Annotated in this window: 17 protein-coding genes; 8 read left to right on the top strand and 9 right to left on the bottom strand. The window is 72.0% G+C overall.

The features are described from left to right. From cydB to L6241_RS13505, 6 genes are all read right to left on the bottom strand, one after another. Positions 1-1065, bottom strand: a complete 1065-nt coding sequence (cydB, locus tag L6241_RS13530) for a cytochrome d ubiquinol oxidase subunit II (protein ID WP_191564346.1) — start codon at positions 1063-1065, stop codon at positions 1-3. 21 nt (positions 1066-1086) lie between these two features. Further along, a complete protein-coding gene (locus L6241_RS13525) occupies positions 1087-2553 on the bottom strand; it encodes a cytochrome ubiquinol oxidase subunit I (RefSeq protein ID WP_251720341.1) in 1467 nt (488 codons plus the stop codon). Between the two features lie 259 nt (positions 2554-2812). Then, positions 2813-4084 (bottom strand): MFS transporter, encoded by a 1272-nt coding sequence (locus tag L6241_RS13520; protein ID WP_368246696.1) that lies wholly within the window; start codon positions 4082-4084, stop codon positions 2813-2815. Between the two features lie 253 nt (positions 4085-4337). Then, the gene (locus tag L6241_RS13515; RefSeq protein ID WP_368246695.1) at positions 4338-5162 is read right to left on the bottom strand and encodes an amino acid ABC transporter ATP-binding protein; all 825 of its coding nucleotides are present in this window, start codon (positions 5160-5162) and stop codon (positions 4338-4340) included. Next, the gene (locus L6241_RS13510; protein WP_368246694.1) at positions 5162-6169 is read right to left on the bottom strand and encodes an amino acid ABC transporter permease; all 1008 of its coding nucleotides are present in this window, start codon (positions 6167-6169) and stop codon (positions 5162-5164) included. Before L6241_RS13510 ends, L6241_RS13515 begins: the two co-directional genes overlap by 1 nt. Continuing rightward, a complete protein-coding gene (locus L6241_RS13505; protein WP_368246693.1) occupies positions 6169-7074 on the bottom strand; it encodes an ABC transporter substrate-binding protein in 906 nt (301 codons plus the stop codon). Before L6241_RS13505 ends, L6241_RS13510 begins: the two co-directional genes overlap by 1 nt. A 223-nt stretch (positions 7075-7297) precedes the next feature. Between L6241_RS13505 and L6241_RS13500 the strand changes: the two genes are divergently transcribed. From L6241_RS13500 to L6241_RS13475, 6 genes are all read left to right on the top strand, one after another. Then, entirely contained in the window at positions 7298-7690 is a 393-nt protein-coding gene (locus L6241_RS13500; RefSeq protein WP_068272060.1) for a phage holin family protein, read from the top strand. Further along, a complete protein-coding gene (gene hisC, locus L6241_RS13495) occupies positions 7690-8766 on the top strand; it encodes a histidinol-phosphate transaminase (RefSeq protein ID WP_252975934.1) in 1077 nt (358 codons plus the stop codon). Before L6241_RS13500 ends, hisC begins: the two co-directional genes overlap by 1 nt. 164 nt (positions 8767-8930) lie before the next feature. Continuing rightward, positions 8931-10169 (top strand): thiamine pyrophosphate-dependent dehydrogenase E1 component subunit alpha, encoded by a 1239-nt coding sequence (locus L6241_RS13490; protein WP_224767056.1) that lies wholly within the window; start codon positions 8931-8933, stop codon positions 10167-10169. Further along, positions 10169-11158 (top strand): alpha-ketoacid dehydrogenase subunit beta, encoded by a 990-nt coding sequence (locus L6241_RS13485; RefSeq protein ID WP_368246692.1) that lies wholly within the window; start codon positions 10169-10171, stop codon positions 11156-11158. The genes L6241_RS13490 and L6241_RS13485 overlap by 1 nt, the downstream gene beginning before the upstream one ends. Position 11159: 1 nt before the next feature. After that, positions 11160-12548 (top strand): dihydrolipoamide acetyltransferase family protein, encoded by a 1389-nt coding sequence (locus L6241_RS13480; RefSeq protein WP_368246691.1) that lies wholly within the window; start codon positions 11160-11162, stop codon positions 12546-12548. Between the two features lie 120 nt (positions 12549-12668). Beyond that, entirely contained in the window at positions 12669-13337 is a 669-nt protein-coding gene (locus L6241_RS13475) for a GPP34 family phosphoprotein (protein ID WP_368246690.1), read from the top strand. A gap of 78 nt (positions 13338-13415) precedes the next feature. Here L6241_RS13475 and L6241_RS13470 read toward each other — a convergent pair whose 3' ends face one another. From L6241_RS13470 to L6241_RS13460, 3 genes are all read right to left on the bottom strand, one after another. After that, a complete protein-coding gene (locus L6241_RS13470) occupies positions 13416-15104 on the bottom strand; it encodes an alpha/beta hydrolase (protein ID WP_368246689.1) in 1689 nt (562 codons plus the stop codon). Positions 15105-15232: 128 nt separating this feature from the next. Next, the gene (locus L6241_RS13465) at positions 15233-16141 is read right to left on the bottom strand and encodes a serine hydrolase (RefSeq protein WP_368246688.1); all 909 of its coding nucleotides are present in this window, start codon (positions 16139-16141) and stop codon (positions 15233-15235) included. Continuing rightward, positions 16138-16971, bottom strand: a complete 834-nt coding sequence (locus L6241_RS13460) for a LysR family transcriptional regulator (protein WP_368246687.1) — start codon at positions 16969-16971, stop codon at positions 16138-16140. Before L6241_RS13460 ends, L6241_RS13465 begins: the two co-directional genes overlap by 4 nt. Before the next feature lie 97 nt (positions 16972-17068). Here L6241_RS13460 and L6241_RS13455 point away from each other — a divergent pair, with 97 nt between their 5' ends. Next, entirely contained in the window at positions 17069-19030 is a 1962-nt protein-coding gene (locus tag L6241_RS13455) for a penicillin-binding transpeptidase domain-containing protein (protein ID WP_368246686.1), read from the top strand. Next, complete coding sequence (locus tag L6241_RS13450; protein ID WP_368246685.1) at positions 19027-19764, top strand: hypothetical protein; 738 nt, start codon at positions 19027-19029, stop codon at positions 19762-19764. The genes L6241_RS13455 and L6241_RS13450 overlap by 4 nt, the downstream gene beginning before the upstream one ends. Positions 19765-19771 lie beyond the last annotated feature (7 nt).

Here is a 19771-nt window from a genome sequence, read left to right as displayed (position 1 = left end):
TCAGTGCACCGACGCCGCGGCGGCCGGGATGTGGTGGGTGCTGATCCGCTTGCGGAAGACCCAGTACGTCCATGCCGTGTACGCGAGGACGACGGGGGTGAAGATCAGTGCCGCCCACGTCATGATCTGCAGCGTCAGCGGCGAGCTGGCGGCTGCGTCGAGCGTCAGGGCCGGGTCGTCGCCGCGGCCGTTGATGGCGTTGGGGAAGAGCATGAGGAAGTACGTCGCGACCGTGAGCACGATCGTCGTGGCGGTCCCGACGAAGGCCCAGCCCTCCCGGCCGCGGGCGTTGGCGGCCAGGGCCGCGAGCAGCGCGACCGCGGCGACCACGGTCGTCACCCATGAGACGGTCGAGCCGCGCTCGGCGCCGAGCCAGCCGAGCAGCACGACCGCGAGCACCGCGGCGAGGACGCCAGCGCGAGCGGCGACGGCGCGGGCGCCCTCGCGCACCTCTCCCTGCGTCTTCAGCGCGAGGAAGTGCGCGCCGTGGGTGAGGCAGAGGACGGTGATGGTGATGCCGCCGAGGAGGCTGACGGGGTTGAGCAGGCTGAGGAGGGTGCCCGAGAACTCGGTGTAGGTCGTCGAGCCGGCCAGGTGGGCGGTCATCGGCAGGCCGTGGACGAGGTTGGTCAGGCCGGTGCCCAGGAGCAGCGGCGCGGCCACCGAGCCGCCGACGATGCAGGCGTCCCACCCCCTTCGCCAGGCCTCCGAGTCCCGCTTGTGGCGGTACTCGAAGCCCATGTTGCGCACGATGAGGCCGACGAGGACGAGGAGGAGGGCGAGGTACATGCCCGAGAACATCGTCGCGTACCAGTGGGGGAAGGCGGCGAAGGTCGCGCCGCCGGCGGTGAGCAGCCACACCTCGTTGCCGTCCCAGAAGGGGCCGATCGAGGTGAGCAGGACGCGGCGGCGCTTCTCCTGCTCGGGGGCGCCCGGCGCGTCGCCGCGCGCGGTCCCGCCGAGGACGGGCACGAGCATGCCGACGCCGAAGTCGAAGCCCTCGAGGACGAAGTAGCCCGTCCACAGGACGCCGAGGAGGATGAACCAGAAGGTCGTGAGTTCCATGGTGAGAGTCCCTGGGTGCGATCAGTAGGCGAAGGCGAGCTCGTCGTCGTCCTCGAGCTGTCGTGGCTCCTCGAAGGGCTCGGCGCCCTTCGCGATGTAGGCGAGGAGGAGCTTGACCTCGATGACGGCGAGGGCGCCGTAGAGGAGGGTGAAGACGGTCATCGAGATCCACACGTCCGCGGTCCCGACGGAGGGCGAGACGCCCTGGGCGGTCGTCATCTCGCCGTGGACGACCCACGGCTGCCGGCCGACCTCGGTGAAGATCCAGCCGAAGCTGTGCCCGACGACGGTGGCGACCGGGGCGAGCACGAGGAGCGGTTTCCACCAGCGCTGCATCGGCACGCCGGCCGCCCGCCGACGGGTCGCGACGAGGACGAGCGCGGCGACCCCGGCGGCGAAGAGCCCGGCGCCGATCATGAGCCGGAAGTTCCAGTAGGACATGGCGATCGGCGGGATGTAGGTGTCGGCCTGGGTGAGCTCGCCGTCGGCGAAACGGGCCCGGTACTCCTGCTCGAGCTCGGTCATGCCCTGCACCTGGCCGTCCCAGCTGCCCGTGCCGAGGTAGGACAGCAGGCAGGGGATCTCGATGACGTGCTTCGGGTTCTCACCGCCGAGCCCGGCGATCGTCAGCACCGAGAAGGGGGCGCACTGACCGTCCGGCGGGGTCTCGTAGAGCGCCTCCGCGGCGGCCATCTTCATCGGCTGCACCTCGGTCATCACCTTGCCCTGGAGGTCGCCGGACACGGCGACGCCGAGACCGGCGACGAGGGTGACGACCGCGCCGAGGCGGGTGGCGCGGCGCCACATCGGGATCTCGCCGGGCCCGCCGACGCCGGGCAGCGTCGAGGCCTCGCCGCGGTGCGCCTGGCGCATCTTGTGCAGCGCGACGGCCATGACGACGGCGCCGCCGACCATGTAGCTGGCCGCGATGACGTGGGGGAAGGTGACGAGCTGCACCTCGTTGGTGAGCACCGCGACGAAGTCGGCCATCTCGGCCCGCCCGGTCTCGGGGTTGTAGCGGTAGCCCACGGGGTTCTGCATGAAGGAGTTCGCCGCGAGGATGAAGTACGCGGAGAGCAGCGTGCCGATGTGCACGAGCCAGATGCACGCGACGTGGAGGCGCTCGGGGATCTTGCCCCAGCCGAAGATCCACAGCCCGAGGAAGGTCGACTCGAGGAAGAAGGCGAGCAGCGCCTCGAGCGCGAGCGGGGCGCCGAAGATGTCACCGACGAAGCGGCTGTAGCTGCTCCAGTTCATCCCGAACTGGAACTCCTGGACGATGCCGGTGACGAGACCGAGCGCGAAGTTGATCGTGAAGAGCTTGCCGAAGAACTTCGCCAGCCTCATGTCGTCCTCGTCGCGCTTGCGCAGCCATCGGCTGTGGAACCACGCGACGAGCGCGGAGAGACCGATGGTGATCGGCACGAAGAAGAAGTGGTAGACGGTCGTGATGGCGAACTGCCACCGCGCGAGGTCCACGGTGTCCACGGGCTCCCCTTGTCCTACGACGGAGTAGTACTACATGTCGTCGTACACACTACGACATGACGTAGTAGTCGCCCAACCGACCCGCCTACCACGCCGTACGTGGGGTGATCACGACCCGTACGGCGTGGTAGCCCGCGACGAAGGGGGAGGGGTAGCCGGGTCGGCCGGGTCGAGGTGCGAAGGGGGGCGTGATGGTCGAGGTGCGACGCGCCCTCAGGGCCCGGGCCTCGAGACCACCACCCCCCACGCCCCCACGCACCTACGCCCGAGGCGCGACGTACCGCACGAAGGCCGATCCCGGCCGCGCGAGCACCAGCGTGAGCACGACGACGAGCCCACCGCCGAGCGCGGTCGTCGCACCGGCTCCCAGCGCCGGCGACACCGCCCCGTGCAGCACGTCGGCGACCCGCGGCCCGCCCGCGACGACGACGAGGAAGACCCCTTGGATCCGGCCGCGCATCGCGTCCGTCGCCGCGCTCTGCATCATCGCGGTCCGGAAGGCCGCCGAGACGACATCGGCAGCACCGCCGAGCGCGAAGAACCCCGCCGCGACCCACAGCATCGGCCCCAGGCGCCCGCCGGCGGACATGACCGCCAGCCCCATCCCGACCATCGCGCCGCCCCACACGACGACCGCGGCCGCGACCGCCACGCCGTGCCGCTCGACCCGGGAGACCCATCCGGAGAAGACCCCGCCGAGGAAGGCCCCGACCGGCATCGCGGCGAAGAGGACGGCGAAGGCGAGCCCCCCTTCGCTCGGTCCGCCGAAGTCGAGGTGCGCCATCTCGGGCACGAGCGCGCGGGGCATCCCGAAGACCATCGCGACGAGGTCGAGGACGAAGGACATGAGCAGCACCGGGTGCCCGCGCAGGTAGACCAGGCCGTCCCACACCGAGCGCAGCCCCGGGCTGGACGGCAGCGCGTCGGCCTCGCGCTCGACCGGCAGCGGCGGCAGCCCGACGACCGCCCACAGCGTCGCGAAGAGCGTGATCGTGTCGAGCAGGTAGAGCCACGCGTAGCCGATGAGGGGGATGAGCGCGCCGCCCATGAGCGGGCCCGCGATGGCCCCGGCCATGAAGACCGTCATCGACAGCGAGCTGGCGGCCGGGCGAAGGGGGGCCGGCACGAGCCGCGCGATCGCGGCACCTCGGGTGGGCTGGTTGACGGCGAAGAAGGACTGCTGGAGCGCGTAGATCGTGAGGAGCAGCCAGACGTCGGTGCTCCCCGCGAGCGCCTGGAGCCACAGGGCGGCGGAGGTGAGGATGAGCCCCCACGTCGTGATCGTCAGCAGCAGCCGGCGGTCCATGTGGTCGGCGAGCGAGCCGCCCCACAGCCCGAAGACGAGCAGCGGGACGAGCCCGAAGAGGCCGGTGAGCCCGACGTAGGCCGAGCTGCCGGTCATGCCGTAGATCTGCGCCGGCACCGCGACGACGGTCAGCTGGGCCCCCACGACGGTGACCGCCTGCCCGACGAAGAGCCGCCGGTACTCCGGGATCTGCAACGGCCGCGTGTCCGCCAGCAGCCCCCTCACCCGTCGCACCGCAGCACCCTACGTGTCACCTCGAGGGCCCCGGCCCTTCGAGGCTCGCTGGCGCTCGCACCTCAGGGACCGAGCTGTCGCTGGTCGAGGTGCGACGCGCCCTCTGGGCGCGAGCCTCGAGACCACCGGCGCGAAGGGGGGGCTCGCCCTTCGTCGCGCCCCGGGACCGAGACGCCGGCCCGGCAGACGCGAGTCGCCGCCACCCACGGCGGGGTGACGGCGACTCGGGTCGGTCGGTGACCGGTCAGACGACGAGGTCGCGGGCGGCGGCGGCCACCTGCTCGTGCTCGCTGCGCAGCCGGGACAAGAAGGCCTTGGTCCGGTTGTGCTGGGGGTTGTTGATGACCGTCGTGGGGTCGCCCTGCTCGACGACGACACCGCCGTCCATGAAGACGACGCGGTCGGCGACGTCGCGCGCGAAGGCCATCTCGTGGGTGACGACGATCATCGTCATGCCCTGGGCGGCGAGGTCGCGCATGACCTGGAGCACCTCGCCCACGAGCTCGGGGTCGAGCGCCGAGGTCGGCTCGTCGAAGAGCATGAGCTTGGGCTTCATCGCAAGCGCCCGGGCGATCGCCACGCGCTGCTGCTGGCCGCCGGAGAGCTGGGCCGGGTAGGCCGACTCCTTGTCGGAGAGGCCGACCGTGTCGAGCAGCTCGATCGCCTCGGCGCGCACCTCCGCCTTCTTGCGGCCCTGCACCTTGACCGGCGCCTCCATGACGTTCTCGATCGCCGTCATGTGCGGGAAGAGGTTGAAGCGCTGGAAGACCATGCCGATCTCGCGCCGTTGGGCCGCGACCTGCTTGTCCTTGAGCCGGTGGAGCTTGCCGTTCTTCTCCGTGTACCCCGCGAGGTCTCCGTCGACCCAGATGCGGCCGGCCTGGATGTCCTCGAGCTGGTTGATGCACCGCAGGAAGGTCGTCTTGCCCGAGCCGGACGGCCCGAGCAGGCAGACGACCTCGCCCTCGTCGACGTCGATGTCGATGCCCTTGAGCACCTCGTTGCGACCGAAGGCCTTGTGCACGTTGACCGCGTGGACGAGAGGCATGGTGCGTGCGCTGCTGGTCATCAGGCGCCCTTCCCGAGGATCCGGTTCTTCGCCAGGGTGGTCTTGGCCTGGGTGCGCGTCGCGCCGTACCCGCGGCTGTAGTGACGCTCGATGTAGTGCTGGGCGACCATGAGGACGCTCGTGAGGATGAGGTACCACAGGCAGGCCGCGACGATCGTCGGCATGATCTTCAGGGTCCGGTTCCCGATGGCCTGGGTCTGGAAGAACAGCTCGGTCGTCAGCGGCAGGAACGCCAGCAACGACGTGTCCTTGAGCATCGCGATCGTCTCGTTGCCCGTGGGCGGGATGATGACGCGCATCGCCTGGGGGAGCACGACGCGACGCATCGACAGGCTCGGGCTCATGCCGAGCGCTGCGGCGGCCTCACGCTGGCCGTCGTCGACCGAGAGGATGCCGGCACGGGCGATCTCGGCCATGTAGGCCGCCTCTGACAGGCCCATCGCGATGATGCCCCAGATGAGGGTCGAGGAGATCTGGTTGACGTTGAGGGTGAGGATCGTCAGGTCGCTGGAGAGCCCGAGGAAGCCGGCGAGCTGCTGGCTGAAGGGGAAGGGCCCGATGTCGAAGCGCGGGTAGAGGTAACCGATGCCCGTGCCGAAGAGGGTCACGAGGACCAGGCGCGGGACGCCGCGGAAGAACCACGTGTAGAGGAACCCGACCAACTTCAGCACAGGGTTGCTCGAGAGCCGCATGATGCCGACGACGACGCCGAGGCTGACGCCGATGAGCATCGAGCCGACCGTCGCGATGATCGTGCCCTTGAGCAGGCCCTCGAGGACGGGGTTGAAGTTCATCACCTGGAAGGCGAAGGGGAAGTCCCACCGCTCGTTGGTGACGAAGCTCGAGATGACCATCGCCCCCACGACCGCGATGACGAGGATCGCCACCCAGCGGCCGGGGTGCCGCACGGGCACCGCGTCGATCGTGCCGGGCCGGCCGTCGTCGCTCGTGGCGACGCCGCCCCCCTCGGGCGAAGGGGGCGGCGTGCTGCTCGAGGTCGAGGTCATCAGGGGTTGACGGCGAAGTCGTCGATGGCGCCGGACTCGTTGCCCCAGTTCTTCAGGACGGTCTCGTAGGCGCCGTCCTCCTGGATCGCCTTGAGCGCCTCGGCGATGGCGTCGGCGAACTCGGCGTCGTCCTTCGGCACGACGATGCCGTAGGGGGCGGAGTCGTAGACGTCGCCGAGCGCCTCGAGGGTGTCGCCCTGCTGCTTGACGGCGTACAGCGCGATGGGGGAGTCGGCGAGCATCGCGTCGACCTTGCCCGAGGCCAGGCTCGCGGTGACCTTGCTCTGCTCCTGCTCGACGACGGCCTTGATCGGCTCCTCGCCGGCCTTCTGGCACTCCTTGTTGCGCGCCTTGAGGTCGTCGACCTGCACCGTGCCGCGCTGGACGCCGATGTTCAGCCCGCACGCGTTGTCGGGGTCGACCTTCTTCGGGTTGCCCTTCGTCGTCACCCACTGGGTGCCGGCGTCGAAGTAGCTGATCATGTTGACCTCCTTCTTGCGCTCGTCGTTGATCGTGAAGGAGCTGACCGAGACGTCGTACTTGCCGCCGGTGACGCCGAGGATCAGCGCGTCGAACTGGGCGTTGCTCCACTTCGTCTTCAGACCGAGCTTGGCGGCGACGGCGTCGAAGAGGTCGACGTCCATGCCCTCGACGGTCTTGCCGTCGTCGGCGAGGAACTCGTTCGGCGCGTAGGACGCGTCGGAGCCGACGGAGATCGTGCCCTTCTCCCTGATCTCGGTGGGGACCATGGCGGCGAGCTCCTCGTCGACCGCGACGTCGACGGACTCGGTGGCCGAGCTCGACGAGCCGCTGGCGCCCGGGTCCTCGAGGGAGTCCGACCCGCACGCGGCGAGCGAGGTGGTCAGGGCGAAGCAGGCCGCCAGGGCGAGGGGGGCACGACGCATGAGGGTTCCTCCGTGTATCCGAGGGCGCGGGTGGCGCCCGGTGGGGTCATGGTGCCACCAGCGGGCACGGGGGGTCAGGCGTGCTCCCGCGGTCGAGACCCATCCGCAACCTGTGGTGGCCCGCCCGTGCGGACTGGCGTCGGCAGACCCTCCCGCAGCACGCCTGCGTGTCGACGACCCGCGACAGGGTGATCCCCCCTTCGCTCACTGCCACACTGACCCCATGGCCAACTTCCTCATCAAGGTCGTCGTCAACGGCATCGCGCTGTGGGTCGCGGCGTTCCTCGTCGACGGCATCACGCTCGGCGAGGACGGCTCGACCTTCGCCTCGAAGTTCACGACGGTCCTGCTCGTCGCCCTCCTCTTCGGCGTGATCAACGCCGTCGTCAAGCCGATCGCGAAGGTCCTGTCCTTCCCGGCGATCGTCCTCACGCTCGGGCTCTTCACCTTCGTCGTCAACGCCTTCATGCTGCAGATCACCGAGTGGATCAGCGAGCCGCTCGGGCTGTCCTTCGCCATCCGCGACTTCTGGTGGGACGCCGTGCTCGGGGCGGTCATCATCACGGTCGTCTCGATGGTGCTCGGCTGGGTCCTGCCCGACGGGGACGACGACTGATGACCGACACCCCGGTGCGCCTGCGCGGCGCGCTCGACGCCGTGCCCGCCTACGTCGCCGGCAAGCCCCCGGTGGCCCGCGAGGGCCTCACCGTCTACAAGGTCTCCTCGAACGAGAACCCCTACCCGCCGCTGCCGTCGGTCCTCGACGTCGTGCGCGACGCCGCCGCGACGATGAACCGCTACCCCGACATGGGTGTCAGCGCGCTCACCGACGCCCTCGCCGCCCACCTCGACGTGCCCCGCGAGCGCATCGCGACCGGCACCGGGTCGGTCGGCGTGCTCGGCCAGATCATGCAGGCGACGTGCGACGCCGGCGACGAGGTCGTCTACGCGTGGCGCTCCTTCGAGGCCTACCCGATCGTCGTCGCGCTCTCCGGCGCCACCTCGGTGCAGGTGCCGCTCACCGCCGAGCACCGCCACGACCTCCCGGCGATGCTCGCCGCGATCACCGAGCGCACCAAGGTCGTCATGGTGTGCACGCCCAACAACCCGACCGGCCCGAGCGTCGGGCACGACGAGCTCGTCGGCTTCGTCGACGCTGTGCCCACCGACGTCCTCGTCGTCGTCGACGAGGCCTACCTGGAGTTCGTGCAGGACGAGGACCCGGTGCGAGCGCTCGAGATCTTGCGCGACCGGCCGAACGTCGTCGTGCTGCGCACCTTCTCCAAGGCGTACGGCCTCGCCGGGCTGCGGGTCGGCTACGCCGTGGCCCACGAGCCGGTCGCCGAGGCGCTGCGCAAGACCGCGACCCCCTTCGGCGTCAACACCCTCGCCCAGGTGGCTGCCGTCGCCTCCCTCCAGGCCGCCGACGAGCTCGAGATCCGCGTCAAGGAGCTCGTCGCCGAGCGCTCGCGCGTCGTCGCCGGTCTCGCCGAGGCCGGGTGGGACGTGCCGCAGAGCGGGGCGAACTTCGTGTGGTTCCCGGTCGGGGAGCGCACGCCCGAGCTCGTCGCGGCATGCACCGAGGCCGGGCTGTCGGTGCGGCCCTACGGCACCGACGGCGTGCGGGTGACGATCGGCGAGACCGAGGCCAACGACCGTCTGCTGCAGGTGGCCCGGGACTTCCGGGCCTGACCCGCACCGCGGCGTTGGGCCCCCTGCCGGGGAGGCGCTAGCGTGTGGCCCGCACCTACGTGCGCCACCGCTCACCCCGCGGTGGCCACGCCCGTCGCGCGCCATGGCGGCGCGTCAGCAGCCCCGGTGGGTCACCCCCAGCGCCAGGGCCGAAGGAGTAGCAGATGAGCGACAACGACGTCGTGCCGGAGCGCAGCGCCGGCGCCGACATGGCCGGGGCCTTCGAGCCCTCGCCGGAGCACGGGCCGACCCCGCCGTCGATGATCACCGGGCACTTCTCGGACGACAACCCCGAGATGGTCCAGTTCGTCGACGCGAACGGCACCCGGCTGGGCATCACCCCCGCCAACGAGCCGTACGCCTCGATCGTCGAGGAGATGACGAGCGAGGACGCGCGGATGATCTACCGCGACCTCGTCCTCGTGCGCCGCATCGACGCCGAGGGCCACGCGCTCCAGCGCCAGGGCGAGCTCGGGCTGTGGCCCTCGCTCCTCGGCCAGGAGGCCGCGCAGGTCGGCGCCGGGCGCGCGCTGCGCGACCAGGACTACGCCTTCCCCGGCTACCGCGAGCACGGCGTCGCCTGGTGCCGCGGGGTCCCGCCGGAGAACCTCCTCGGCATGTTCCGCGGGGTCAACAACGGCGGCTGGGACTCCAACGCCAACAACTTCCACCTCTACACGATCGTCATCGGCAACCAGATGCTCCACGCGGCGGGCTACGCCATGGGCGTCAAGGCCGACGGCGCGGTCGGCACCGGTGACCCGGAGCGCGACACCGCGGTCATGGCCTTCACCGGCGACGGCGGCACCGCCCAGGGCGACTACAACGAGGCGCTCGTCTTCGCCTCGGTCACCTCCGCCCCCCTCGTGTTCTTCATCCAGAACAACCAGTGGGCGATCTCGGAGCCGAACGACAAGCAGTTCACCATCCCGCCCTACCAGCGCTCGCGCGGCTTCGGCATCCCGGGTGTGCTCGTCGACGGCAACGACCCGCTCGCGACCTACGCCGTGTGCCGCAAGGCGCTCGACGACGCCCGCTCGGGCCAGGGCCCGACGCTCATCGAGGCCTACACCTACCGGATGGGCGCGCACACGACCTCGGACGACCCGACGAAGTACCGCAGCTCGGCCGAGGTCGAGATCTGGCGCGACAAGGACCCGATCAAGCGCATGCGCGGCTTCATGGAGGAGCACGGGCACGGCGACGACGAGTTCTTCGCGGCCGTCGACGCGGAGGCCGACGAGGTCGCCGCCCGCATCCGCCACGCCTGCCAGACGATGCCCGACCCGGAGCTGCCCACGATGTTCGACGACATCTACGTCGACGACCACCCGGTCGTCGCCGCCGAGAAGGCGGAGTTCGTCGCCTACCACGAGTCCTTCGTCGGGGAGGGTGGTCACTGATGGCCGGCACCAAGCTCACCCTCGCGAAGGGGCTCAACGCGGGCCTGCGCAAGGCGATGGAGGACGACCCGAAGGTCGTCCTCATGGGCGAGGACGTCGGCAAGCTCGGCGGCGTCTTCCGCATCACCGAGGGCCTGCAGAAGGACTTCGGCGAGGACCGGGTCATCGACACCCCGCTCGCCGAGTCCGGCATCGTCGGCTCCGCGATCGGGCTGGCCCTGCGCGGCTACCGCCCGGTCGTCGAGATCCAGTTCGACGGCTTCGTCTACCCGGCCTTCGACCAGATCGTCAGCCAGGTCGCGAAGATGCACGCCCGCTCCCTGGGCCACCTGCGTCTGCCGATGGTCATCCGCATCCCCTGTGGCGGCGGCATCGGCGCGGTCGAGCACCACAGCGAGTCCAACGAGGCCTACTTCGCGCACACCGCCGGTCTGCGCGTCGTCACCTGCTCCGACGCCGCCGACGGCTACTGGATGATGCAGCAGGCCATCGCCAGCGACGACCCGGTGATCTTCTTCGAGCCCAAGCGGCGCTACCACGAGTGCGGCACGGTCGAGATCGACGAGGCCGCCGGCCCCGTCCTCGGCCTCCACGACGCCCGCGTCCTGCGCGAGGGCACCGACGCGACGCTGCTCTGCTACGGACCCATGGTCAAGGTCTGCCTGGCCGCGGCCGAGGCCGCCGAGCAGGAGGGGCGCAGCCTCGAGGTGCTCGACCTGCGCAGCCTCAGCCCGCTGGACCTGCCGCGCATCCTCGAGTCGGTGCGCAAGACCGGCCGGGCCGTCGTCGTCCACGAGGCGTCGACCTTCCTCGGGCTCGGCGCGGAGATCGCCGCCCTCGTGCAGCAGGAGGCCTTCTACCACCTCGAGGCGCCCGTCCTGCGGGTCGGCGGCTACAACATCCCCTACCCGCCGAGCCGCTTCGAGGAGCACTTCCTGCCCGACCTCGACCGGGTCCTCGACGCCGTCGACCGATCGCTGGGGTACTGACATGGCGCTGCAGAAGTTCAACCTCCCCGACCCCGGCGAGGGCCTGAACGAGGCCGACCTCGTCACCTGGCGGGTCGCCGTCGGCGACGAGGTCAAGGTCAACGACATGGTCGTCGAGGTCGAGACCGCGAAGTCGCTCGTCGAGCTGCCCATCCCCTTCGCCGGCCGGGTCGTCGAGCTGCTCGCCGCCGAGGGCGACACGGTCGACGTCGGTGCGCCGATCATCGTCGTCGACACCGGGGGCGAGGCGGCCCCGGCCGCCGCGCCGTCGGCCGGCTCCGCCACGGCGGAGGAGCCGGACGAGTCCAGCGGGCCCAACCTCGTCGGCTACGGCGCGAAGGCGGGGTCCACCCGTCGTCGGGCACGCCGCGGGGAGCCCGCCCAGGCCTCGCTGCCGACCGAGCAGCCGGTCGCCTACTCGCCGGCACCGCCGGTCGAGACGACCCCGCAGCCCGAGCCCGCCCCGGCCCCGCCCGCCCCGGTCACCGGTCAGCGTGCCCGCGCGCTCGCCAAGCCGCCGGTGCGCAAGATGGCCAAGGACCTCGGCGTCGACCTCACGTCCGTGACCCCGAGCGGTCCCGGCGGCGTCGTCACCCGTGAGGACGTTCAGGCCGCGGCCTCGGGTGCCTCGGGTGGTCTCGAGGGTCGTCCCGCGCAGCTCGACCAACAGGCCGGCCCCGCCGAGCGCCGTGTCCCCATCAAGGGCGTGCGCAAGGTGACCGCCCAGGCGATGGTCGACTCGGCCTTCACCGCGCCGCATGTCACCGAGTTCGTCACGATCGACGTCACGGCGACGATGGACCTCGTCGACCGGCTCAAGAAGGACCGGGCCTTCCGCGACGTCAAGGTCACCCCGCTGCTCGTCGTCGCGAAGGCGCTGTGCCTGGCGATCCGGCGCAACCCCGACGTCAACGCCAGCTGGGACGAGGCCGCGCAGGAGATCGTCTACCGGCGCGACGTCAACCTCGGCATCGCCGCGGCGACCCCCCGCGGGCTCGTCGTGCCGAACATCAAGGGCGCGGACTCGATGCCGATGCGCGAGCTCGCCGACGCGATGGCCCAGCTCGTCGCGACGGCGCGCGAGGGTCGCACCCCGCCGGCGGACTTTGCCGGCGGCACGGTGACGATCACCAACGTCGGCGTCTTCGGCGTCGACACCGGCACCCCGATCCTCAACCCCGGCGAGGCGGCGATCCTCGCCTTCGGCGCGGTGCGGCGGATGCCGTGGGTCGTCGAGCGCGACGGCGTCGAGAGCATCGAGCCGCGCTGGGTGACCCAGCTCGCGCTCTCCTTCGACCACCGGATGGTCGACGGCGAGCTCGGCAGCAAGGTCCTCGCCGACGTCGCCGCCCTCCTGCACGACCCCGGTCAGGCGCTCGTCTGGGCCTGACCCGGGAGCGACGGCGAAGGGGGAGCCCGCGGGCTCCCCCTTCGCTCGTCCCCACGGCGGAGAGCGGGTCATCCGGCAGAGGGAGGTGCGCCGCCCCGTCCCCTCGCTAACGTCGAGGTCATGAGGACGACAGACGAGCTCTTCCTGCTGCTCACCACCGACGACGGCCGTGTCGAGGGCATGTCGCAGCGCGGCTTCGGTCTCACCGCCTCCCTCCTCGCCGATCTCGTCGAGGCGGGCCGGCTCCACCTCAGCGACGACCGCGACCCGAAGGCGCACCTCGTCGACTCCGCTCCGACGGGCGACCCGGTCCTCGACCACGGGGTCCTGCGGCTCGTCCAGAAGCGGCCCGGGACCCGGCTGTCCAGCCTCGTCGCCGACCGCAAGCTCAACCCCGAGCCCCTCGTCGTCGTCCGCCTGCAGGGAGCGGGCGTCGTCGGCCACGAGCCGAAGCGGATGCTCGGCCTCGTCCCCGACCGCTACCCGACCCTCGACCCCGGTCCCGAGGCGCACGTGCGCAGCCGGCTGGCCGCGGTGCTCGCCGGCGCGCAGGCGCCCTCGCGTGGTGACGCGACGATCCTCTCCGTGCTCCAGGGCCTCGGGGTCGCCCACCGCGTGCTGAAGGCCGAGGCGTCCGGGCGCAGCTCGCGCGAGCTGAAGAAGCGCGTCGAGGAGGTCGTGGCGAGCACCCCGGCCGGCGACGCCGTCGGCCGGGCCGTGAGCGCGCTCAACACCGCGATGATCACCGCGGTCGTCATCCCCGTCGTCGTCGCCGGCGGGTCGAGCTGACCTCGAGCGCATGACGAAGGGGGAGGGACCGGCGAGCCGGCCCTCCCCCTTCGCGGTGGTGGTGCTGCGCGTCTGCGATCAGAAGCCGCGGGCCCCGTCGAGCAGCTCGCGCAGCTCGCGGTTCTTGATCCCGACGGACTTCTCGGTCGGCTGACCGCTCTTGCGGGCGGCCGCGGTGACGCTCGGCTCGGGAGCCGGGACCGGCGCGCACTTGACGTCGGACAGCACGCCCGAGCGACGCGTCGGCAGCGTGCCCGACTTCAGGTACGCGGCGATCTTGTCGTCGGTGCAGGCGACACCGGACAGCGAGCCCGAGTGGGTGCTGCCGCCGACGCCCTCGATGAGGACCGACTTCGGGAAGCGACGACGGACCTCGATGGCGCCGGAGAAGGGCGTCGCCGCGTCGTTGGTCTCGCCGATGAGGAGCATCGCCGGGGCCTTGCTGCCGTTGATGTACGGGTCCTGCTGGGACTGCGCCGGCCACCAGTGGCACGGGGCGTTGAACCACGTGTTGCCCCACGTCTCGAAGGGCGCGGACTTGTTGAGCTGCCACGCGTCCTCACGCCACGTCGACCACTTCGCGGGCCAGATGGCGTCGGTGCACTGCACCGCCGCGTAGACGGCGTAGCCGTTGTCGGCGCCCGGACCGGTCGGGTTGCCCTCGACGTAGGTCTGCTCGGCGGGGGAGAAGTTGCCCTCCTGCGCCGCGGCGAAGACCTGGGCGAGGTAGTCCCAGTCGTAGACGTAGTAGCCCGCGGAGAGGAAGACGTCGGTGAACTCCGACGGCCCGAGCTTGCCCTGCGGGTTGTAGTACAGCTTCGAGCGGAGCTTGTACCACGCCGCTCGGACGTCCTGGCCGTCCGTGCCGAGGCCGTACGAGGCGTCGTTGTCGGCCACCCAGTTGAAGAACTGGCGCATCGACTTCTCGAAGGCGATGTTCTGGTCGAGGTTGGCCTTGTACCAGACGCGACGCGGGTCGACGACGCCGTCGAGGACGAAGCGGCGCACCTGGTTCGGGTACTTGCTGGCGTACATCTGGCCGAGGTAGGTGCCGTAGGAGAAGCCGTAGAGGTTGATCTGGTGCCGACCTAGGGCCCGGCGCAGCGACTCCATGTCGGCCACGGTCGCCGACGTGCGCATGTGCTTGAGGATCGACCCGTTCTTCGCGCACTTGTTGGCGTAGTCCTTCGAGCGGTTGATCCACTGCGTGTAGATCGTGCTCTTGAAGGGCGTGTAGTACGGGCGCGGGGCGGCCGTGACGTTGCCGTCGCAGGTGAGCGCGGGCTGGGAGCTGCCGACCCCGCGGGGGTCGAATCCGATCCAGTCGTAGCCGGCACCGGCGCCGTCGGGGACGAACTCGCCGAGGACCGCGAGGCCGAGACCGGAGCCGCCGGGGCCACCGGGGTTGACGAGCATGGCCCCCTGGTAGCGCACGGACGGGTCGGCCTTGACCCGCGAGACCGCGAGCTTGATCTTCGTGCCGGTCGGACGGGTGTAGTCCATCGGGACGGTGAGCATGCCGCACTCGGCGCCGGCCTGCTGGAGGCGCTCGGTCTTGCACGAGCCCCAGCGGATGGGCGGCGGGGTGTAGCGGTGGACCTGCGTGGCGGTGGCGTCCGGCACGACCGGCGCGGTGGCGACGGACGGTGCGGCGATGGTCGACGGCGTGGCCGCGACCTCAGGCGCGGCGTTCGCCGCACCCGTGGCGTACGACCCGAGTCCGGCGGCCAGGGCCACCGTCGTCAGTGCCGTGAGAGTTCTCCTCATGCGAAATGTCCTCCCTCGGGGATGCGCCTCGGACGAGGCGCAGGAGACACCTTCCTCCTCCCGGGCGGATTGCGCACCCCCTTCGGGTGACCAGTTCACGGCGACCTGGCGAAGGGGGTGTCCCCAGGTCAGCCGCGGTGGTCGTCTCCGGGGGAGGCCGGTCGGCGCAAGGGGTGCACGGCGGTGCGAGCGATGACGCCGATCGCGGTGTCGACCCGCGGCTGGTGGGACTCCGGCCGCAGCGACCGGGTGAGCACGCTGACAGCGACGGGCACCTCGCCCGGGATCTCCACGACGGCGATCTCGTGACGCAGCCGGCCGAGCGTGCCGGTCTTGCCCGCGACGACGACGTCGTCGTGCGGGAAGCCCGAGGCCACCCGGTGGCGCCACGCCTGCCGGCGCATCGCCTCGCGCACCGGCAGCGCCGACTCCTCGCGCCACAGGTGGGCGAGCATCGTCGTGAGGTCGCGTGCCGTGGAGCTGCTCGTCAGGGCGGGGTCGTACTCGCTCGTCGTCCGGTCCGCGGCCGGGTCGGCGAGCAGGGCGAGGGCCTGGCCGAGGTCGCGGCCTCCGGTCTCGGCGACGACCGCGCGCATGGCGTCGGCGGTCCCGCGTCGCGCGTCGGTGGAGCGGCACCCGGCCGCCACGAGCCAGGTCTGGACCGCGTCGGCACCGACGAGCGACAGGACGGCCGCGGCGCAGGCGTTGTCCGACGCCGCCAGGGCGAGGCGCACGCAGTCACGCTGCGTGAGCACGACGCGGTCCTGCAGCGCGCTGACCCCCGTCGGGCCGGCGGTGCGGTCCGTGGGGTCGAGGACGACGTCCGCGAGGGGGTCGAGCTCTCCCGCGGCGACGAGAGCCGACCACGTCCCGGCGACCGCCACCTTGTACAGCGAGGCCATGGGCACGGCGACGTCTGCCCCGACGGCGATCTCGTCCTCGACGTCGTCGACCCGACGGGCGTGGACGTGCGCGGTGATGCCGGCGTCCTGGGCCGTCCGCTCGACGGCCCGGGCGGCCTGTGCGAGACGAGTCATCGCAGGGCCTCGTGCAGGGCCGAGACGACCGCTGCGTGGTCGAGGTCGGGCCGCTGCTCGGAGATCACCGGCACCGCGGCGCGGTACCTCAGCGGCACCAGGTCTGCGCCCCCCTCCTGCACGTCCCCCTCCTGCACGTCCCCCTCCTGCGTCGGGAGCGCCGGCCGCAGCCCGCAGGCCAGGCCGGCCTCGACCCGGACGGACCGCTCGTGCGCGGAGGCGATCTCGTGCACCGGCGCCAGGCGGCCGAGCCTGAGCAGGGCGTCGACGACCTGGTCGTGGGCGGCCGGGTGGTGGCTGCGTGGCGGGAGCACGAGCGGCAGGTCGTCATGATCGGGGACGACGGCGGCCGAGACGGTGATGACGTCTCTGGTGAGCAGGCCGTCGAGGGCCACCGGGTGCCGCACCAGGACGACGTCGAGGTCGCCGTCGCGCAGCCTCCCGACGAGCTCGGTGCTCCCGGCGAGGACGGGCTCGACGTCGATGCCGGTGCCGACGAGGTGCGCGAGGACAGGCCCGGCGAGGGCGTCGAGGTCAGCTGCGAGCCCGAGACGCACGCAGCGCCGCTCGGACCACCGACGCGAGCTCTCGACGAGGGCGTCGGCATCGGCGAGCAGCTGGCGGGCCGCGGGGAGCAGGGCGGACCCGGGAGCGGTGAGCGCGACCCGACGGGCATCCCGGTCGAAGAGCCGCTGGCCGAGGTGGCGCTCGAGGCGCTGGACCCCCTGCGAGAGCGGGGGCTGGGCCATCGACAGGCTGGCGGCCGCACGACCGAAGTGGCGGTGCTCCGCGACGGCGACGAAGAGCCGGAGGTGGCGCACGAGGTCCATGTGGGCAGAGGTTAGCCCCTTGTCGATATCCGTCGGATATCGAACGCCGCTTCCCATAGTCTTTGACTCTCGACCAGTGTCAGGCGACGGTGGACCCATGCGCAGGGGCGAGGACGAGACGACGACCGGTCGCGCCGGTCACGGGCGGCGCCGACGGGGCACGGCGGTGGCCGTCGTGCTGGCCCTGGTCCTCGCCGCCGGGACGGGGTGGTGGTGGCAGGACAGGCGCCGCAGCGCGGCAGCCGTCGGTGCGGCCCAGGAGCACGCCGAGCAGGTCGCGCAGGACCTCGCTGCCGGGCGACCCCCGTCGCTCGACGGCGCACCGTCCGAGGACGAGATGGGCGAGGTGCTCGAGGGGATGGGCGAGATCGCCCACACCGTGACCGCGGGCGAGGTCAGCCTCGACGACGACGCCCGACGAGGCACCGTCACCTTCGAGCACACGTGGCGCATCCACGAGGACAAGCAGCCGTGGACCTACGAGACGACTCTGGCCGTGCGGCGGGACGGCGAGCGCTGGTCGGGCACCTGGGAGCCGGGTCTCCTCGCGCCGGACCTCGAGGCGGGAGAGGGGTTGCAGGCGCGCCGGCTGAGCGCCGAGCGGGGCGAGGTCCTCGGCGACGGCGGGCGGGCCCTGGTCACCGACCGTGCGGTCGTGCGCGTGGGCGTCGACCGCTCGCAGACGTCGTCCCTCGGCCAGGCACGACGCAGCGCACGCGATCTCGCCGAGCTCGTCGACGTCGAGGTCGGGCCCTTCGTCGACGCCGTCGAGGCCGCCGGTCCCCAGGCCTTCGTCGAGGCGATCGTCCTGCGCGCCCAGGCCCCCGAGCTCGACGAGGTCTCGCGCGGCATCGCCGAGATCCCGGGCGCGCGCGGCGTCGATGACACCATGCCGCTCGCACCGACGAGCACCTTCGCCCGCGCGGTGCTCGGCAGCGTCGGCCCGGCGACGGCGGAGCAGGTCGAGGGCTCGAAGGGGGCGATCCGCACCGGTGACGTCGTCGGCACGAGCGGGCTGCAGCTCGCCCAGGACGACCGGCTGCGCGGGACGGCCGGCTACGTCGTCGAGGCGATCGACCTCGAGGGGTCGGCGGAGCCGCGCGAGCTGCGCTCGGTGCCGGCCGTCGACGGCCGGTCCGTGCGCACGACGCTGAGCCAGACCCATCAGGAGCAGGCCGAGGCGGTGCTCGAGGACATCGGGCCGCCGAGCGCGGTCGTCGCGATCCGTCCGTCGGACGGCCATGTCCTCGCCGCGGCGAGCGGGCCGGGCAGCGAGGGGACCTCGACGGCGACCCTCGGCCAGTACGCGCCCGGCTCGACCTTCAAGACCGTCACCGCGCTCGCGCTCCTGCGCAGCGGGATCACCCCGCAGACCCGCGTGCCCTGCGCGACGACCACGACGGTCGAGGGGCGCTCCTTCACCAACTACGACGACTACCCGAGCAGCGCGACCGGAGACGTCCCCTTCGCCACCGCCTTCGCCAGCTCGTGCAACACTGCGCTCATCTCGCAGCGCGACCGTCTCGGCGACGGAGCGCTCGACGAGGCCGCCGAGGCGCTGGGTCTCACCCTCGACCCCTCCCTCGGCGTGCCGGCAGAGCTCGGTGACGTGCCCGACCCGAAGGCCGACGTCGACCTGGCCGCCGCGACGATCGGGCAGGGCACGGTCCTGTCGACCCCCATGGGCATGGCGACCGTCGCCGCCAGCGTGGCGAAGGGGGCAGCGGTCTCGCCGGTCCTCGTGCTCGACGGCGGGTCGCGCCGGCCCGCGAGTCCCGCACGACCGCTCACGGCGGCCGAGAGCGAGCAGCTGAGGAGCCTCATGCGTGGTGTGGTCACCGACGGGTCGGCGCGCTTCCTCGCCGACGTGCCGGGCGGGCCCGTGGGTGCGAAGACCGGCACGGCCGAGTACGGCACCGACGAGCCCCCGCGCACCCACGCGTGGATGATCGGCACCCAGGGCGACCTCGCGGTCGCGGTCTTCGTCGCGGACGGTCCCGGTGGCGCGTCGACCGCCGGCCCGGTCCTCGAGGACTACCTGCGCCGCCTCCAGCGGTGAGCCGACGGCGCAGCGGTCTCCTCGCGCTGGCCGCCCCGGTGCTCGGCGTCGCGCTCGTCGCCGGGTGCTCGTCCAGGCAGGCCGAGGCAGACGCGCGGGCCGAGGAGGGCGTGGCCCAGGTCGTCGCGCTGCTCGAGAGGGTGCCGAGGCAGCAGTGGGCGCGCCCGTCGGCAGCGGTCCGCGAGCAGCTCGCCGCGAACGCCGTCTCCTACCGGGTGCTGGAGCTGGAGGCCGACGGGACGGTCGACCTCGCCGTGTGGCGCGTCGACACCGGGGCAGACCCCTTCACGGACGACACCGTGCGCACGGGGGTGGCCTGCGCGCAGGTCGAGCCGGACGGCGTCTCGCGCGCCACCGCCTGCCCGCCGCGCCTGGCGCCCGAGGCGCCGGCGACCTCCGTCGACTGGTCCGACGCCTCGGCCGCCCACGACGCAGCGCTCGTCGACATCTCCGGTGCGCTGGACCGCACCCAGGAGGAGGTCCGGCGGGGGCGGGTCGTGGACCGGCGTCAGGCGGAAGCAGAGCTCACGCGCAGAGGTCTCGTCGTGCGGGTCCTGCCGAGCGACGACCCGACGACCCTGCGCGCGACGGTGCAGCGCACCGGGCGCTCCGAGCGGATTGGCGACACGAGCCGCTCGGTCTCGGCGACGTCGTGCACGACCGTCACCGTGTCCGTCGACCCGGCGGCGCCGTACTGCAGCAGCGTCGACGGGCGGGCGTGCTCGCCGCGCTGAGGGGCAC

It is taken from the genome of Janibacter sp. Y6 (assembly GCF_040900765.1).
Lineage (GTDB): Bacteria > Actinomycetota > Actinomycetes > Actinomycetales > Dermatophilaceae > Marihabitans > Marihabitans melonis.
This window is presented reverse-complemented; position numbering and strand designations above follow the sequence as displayed.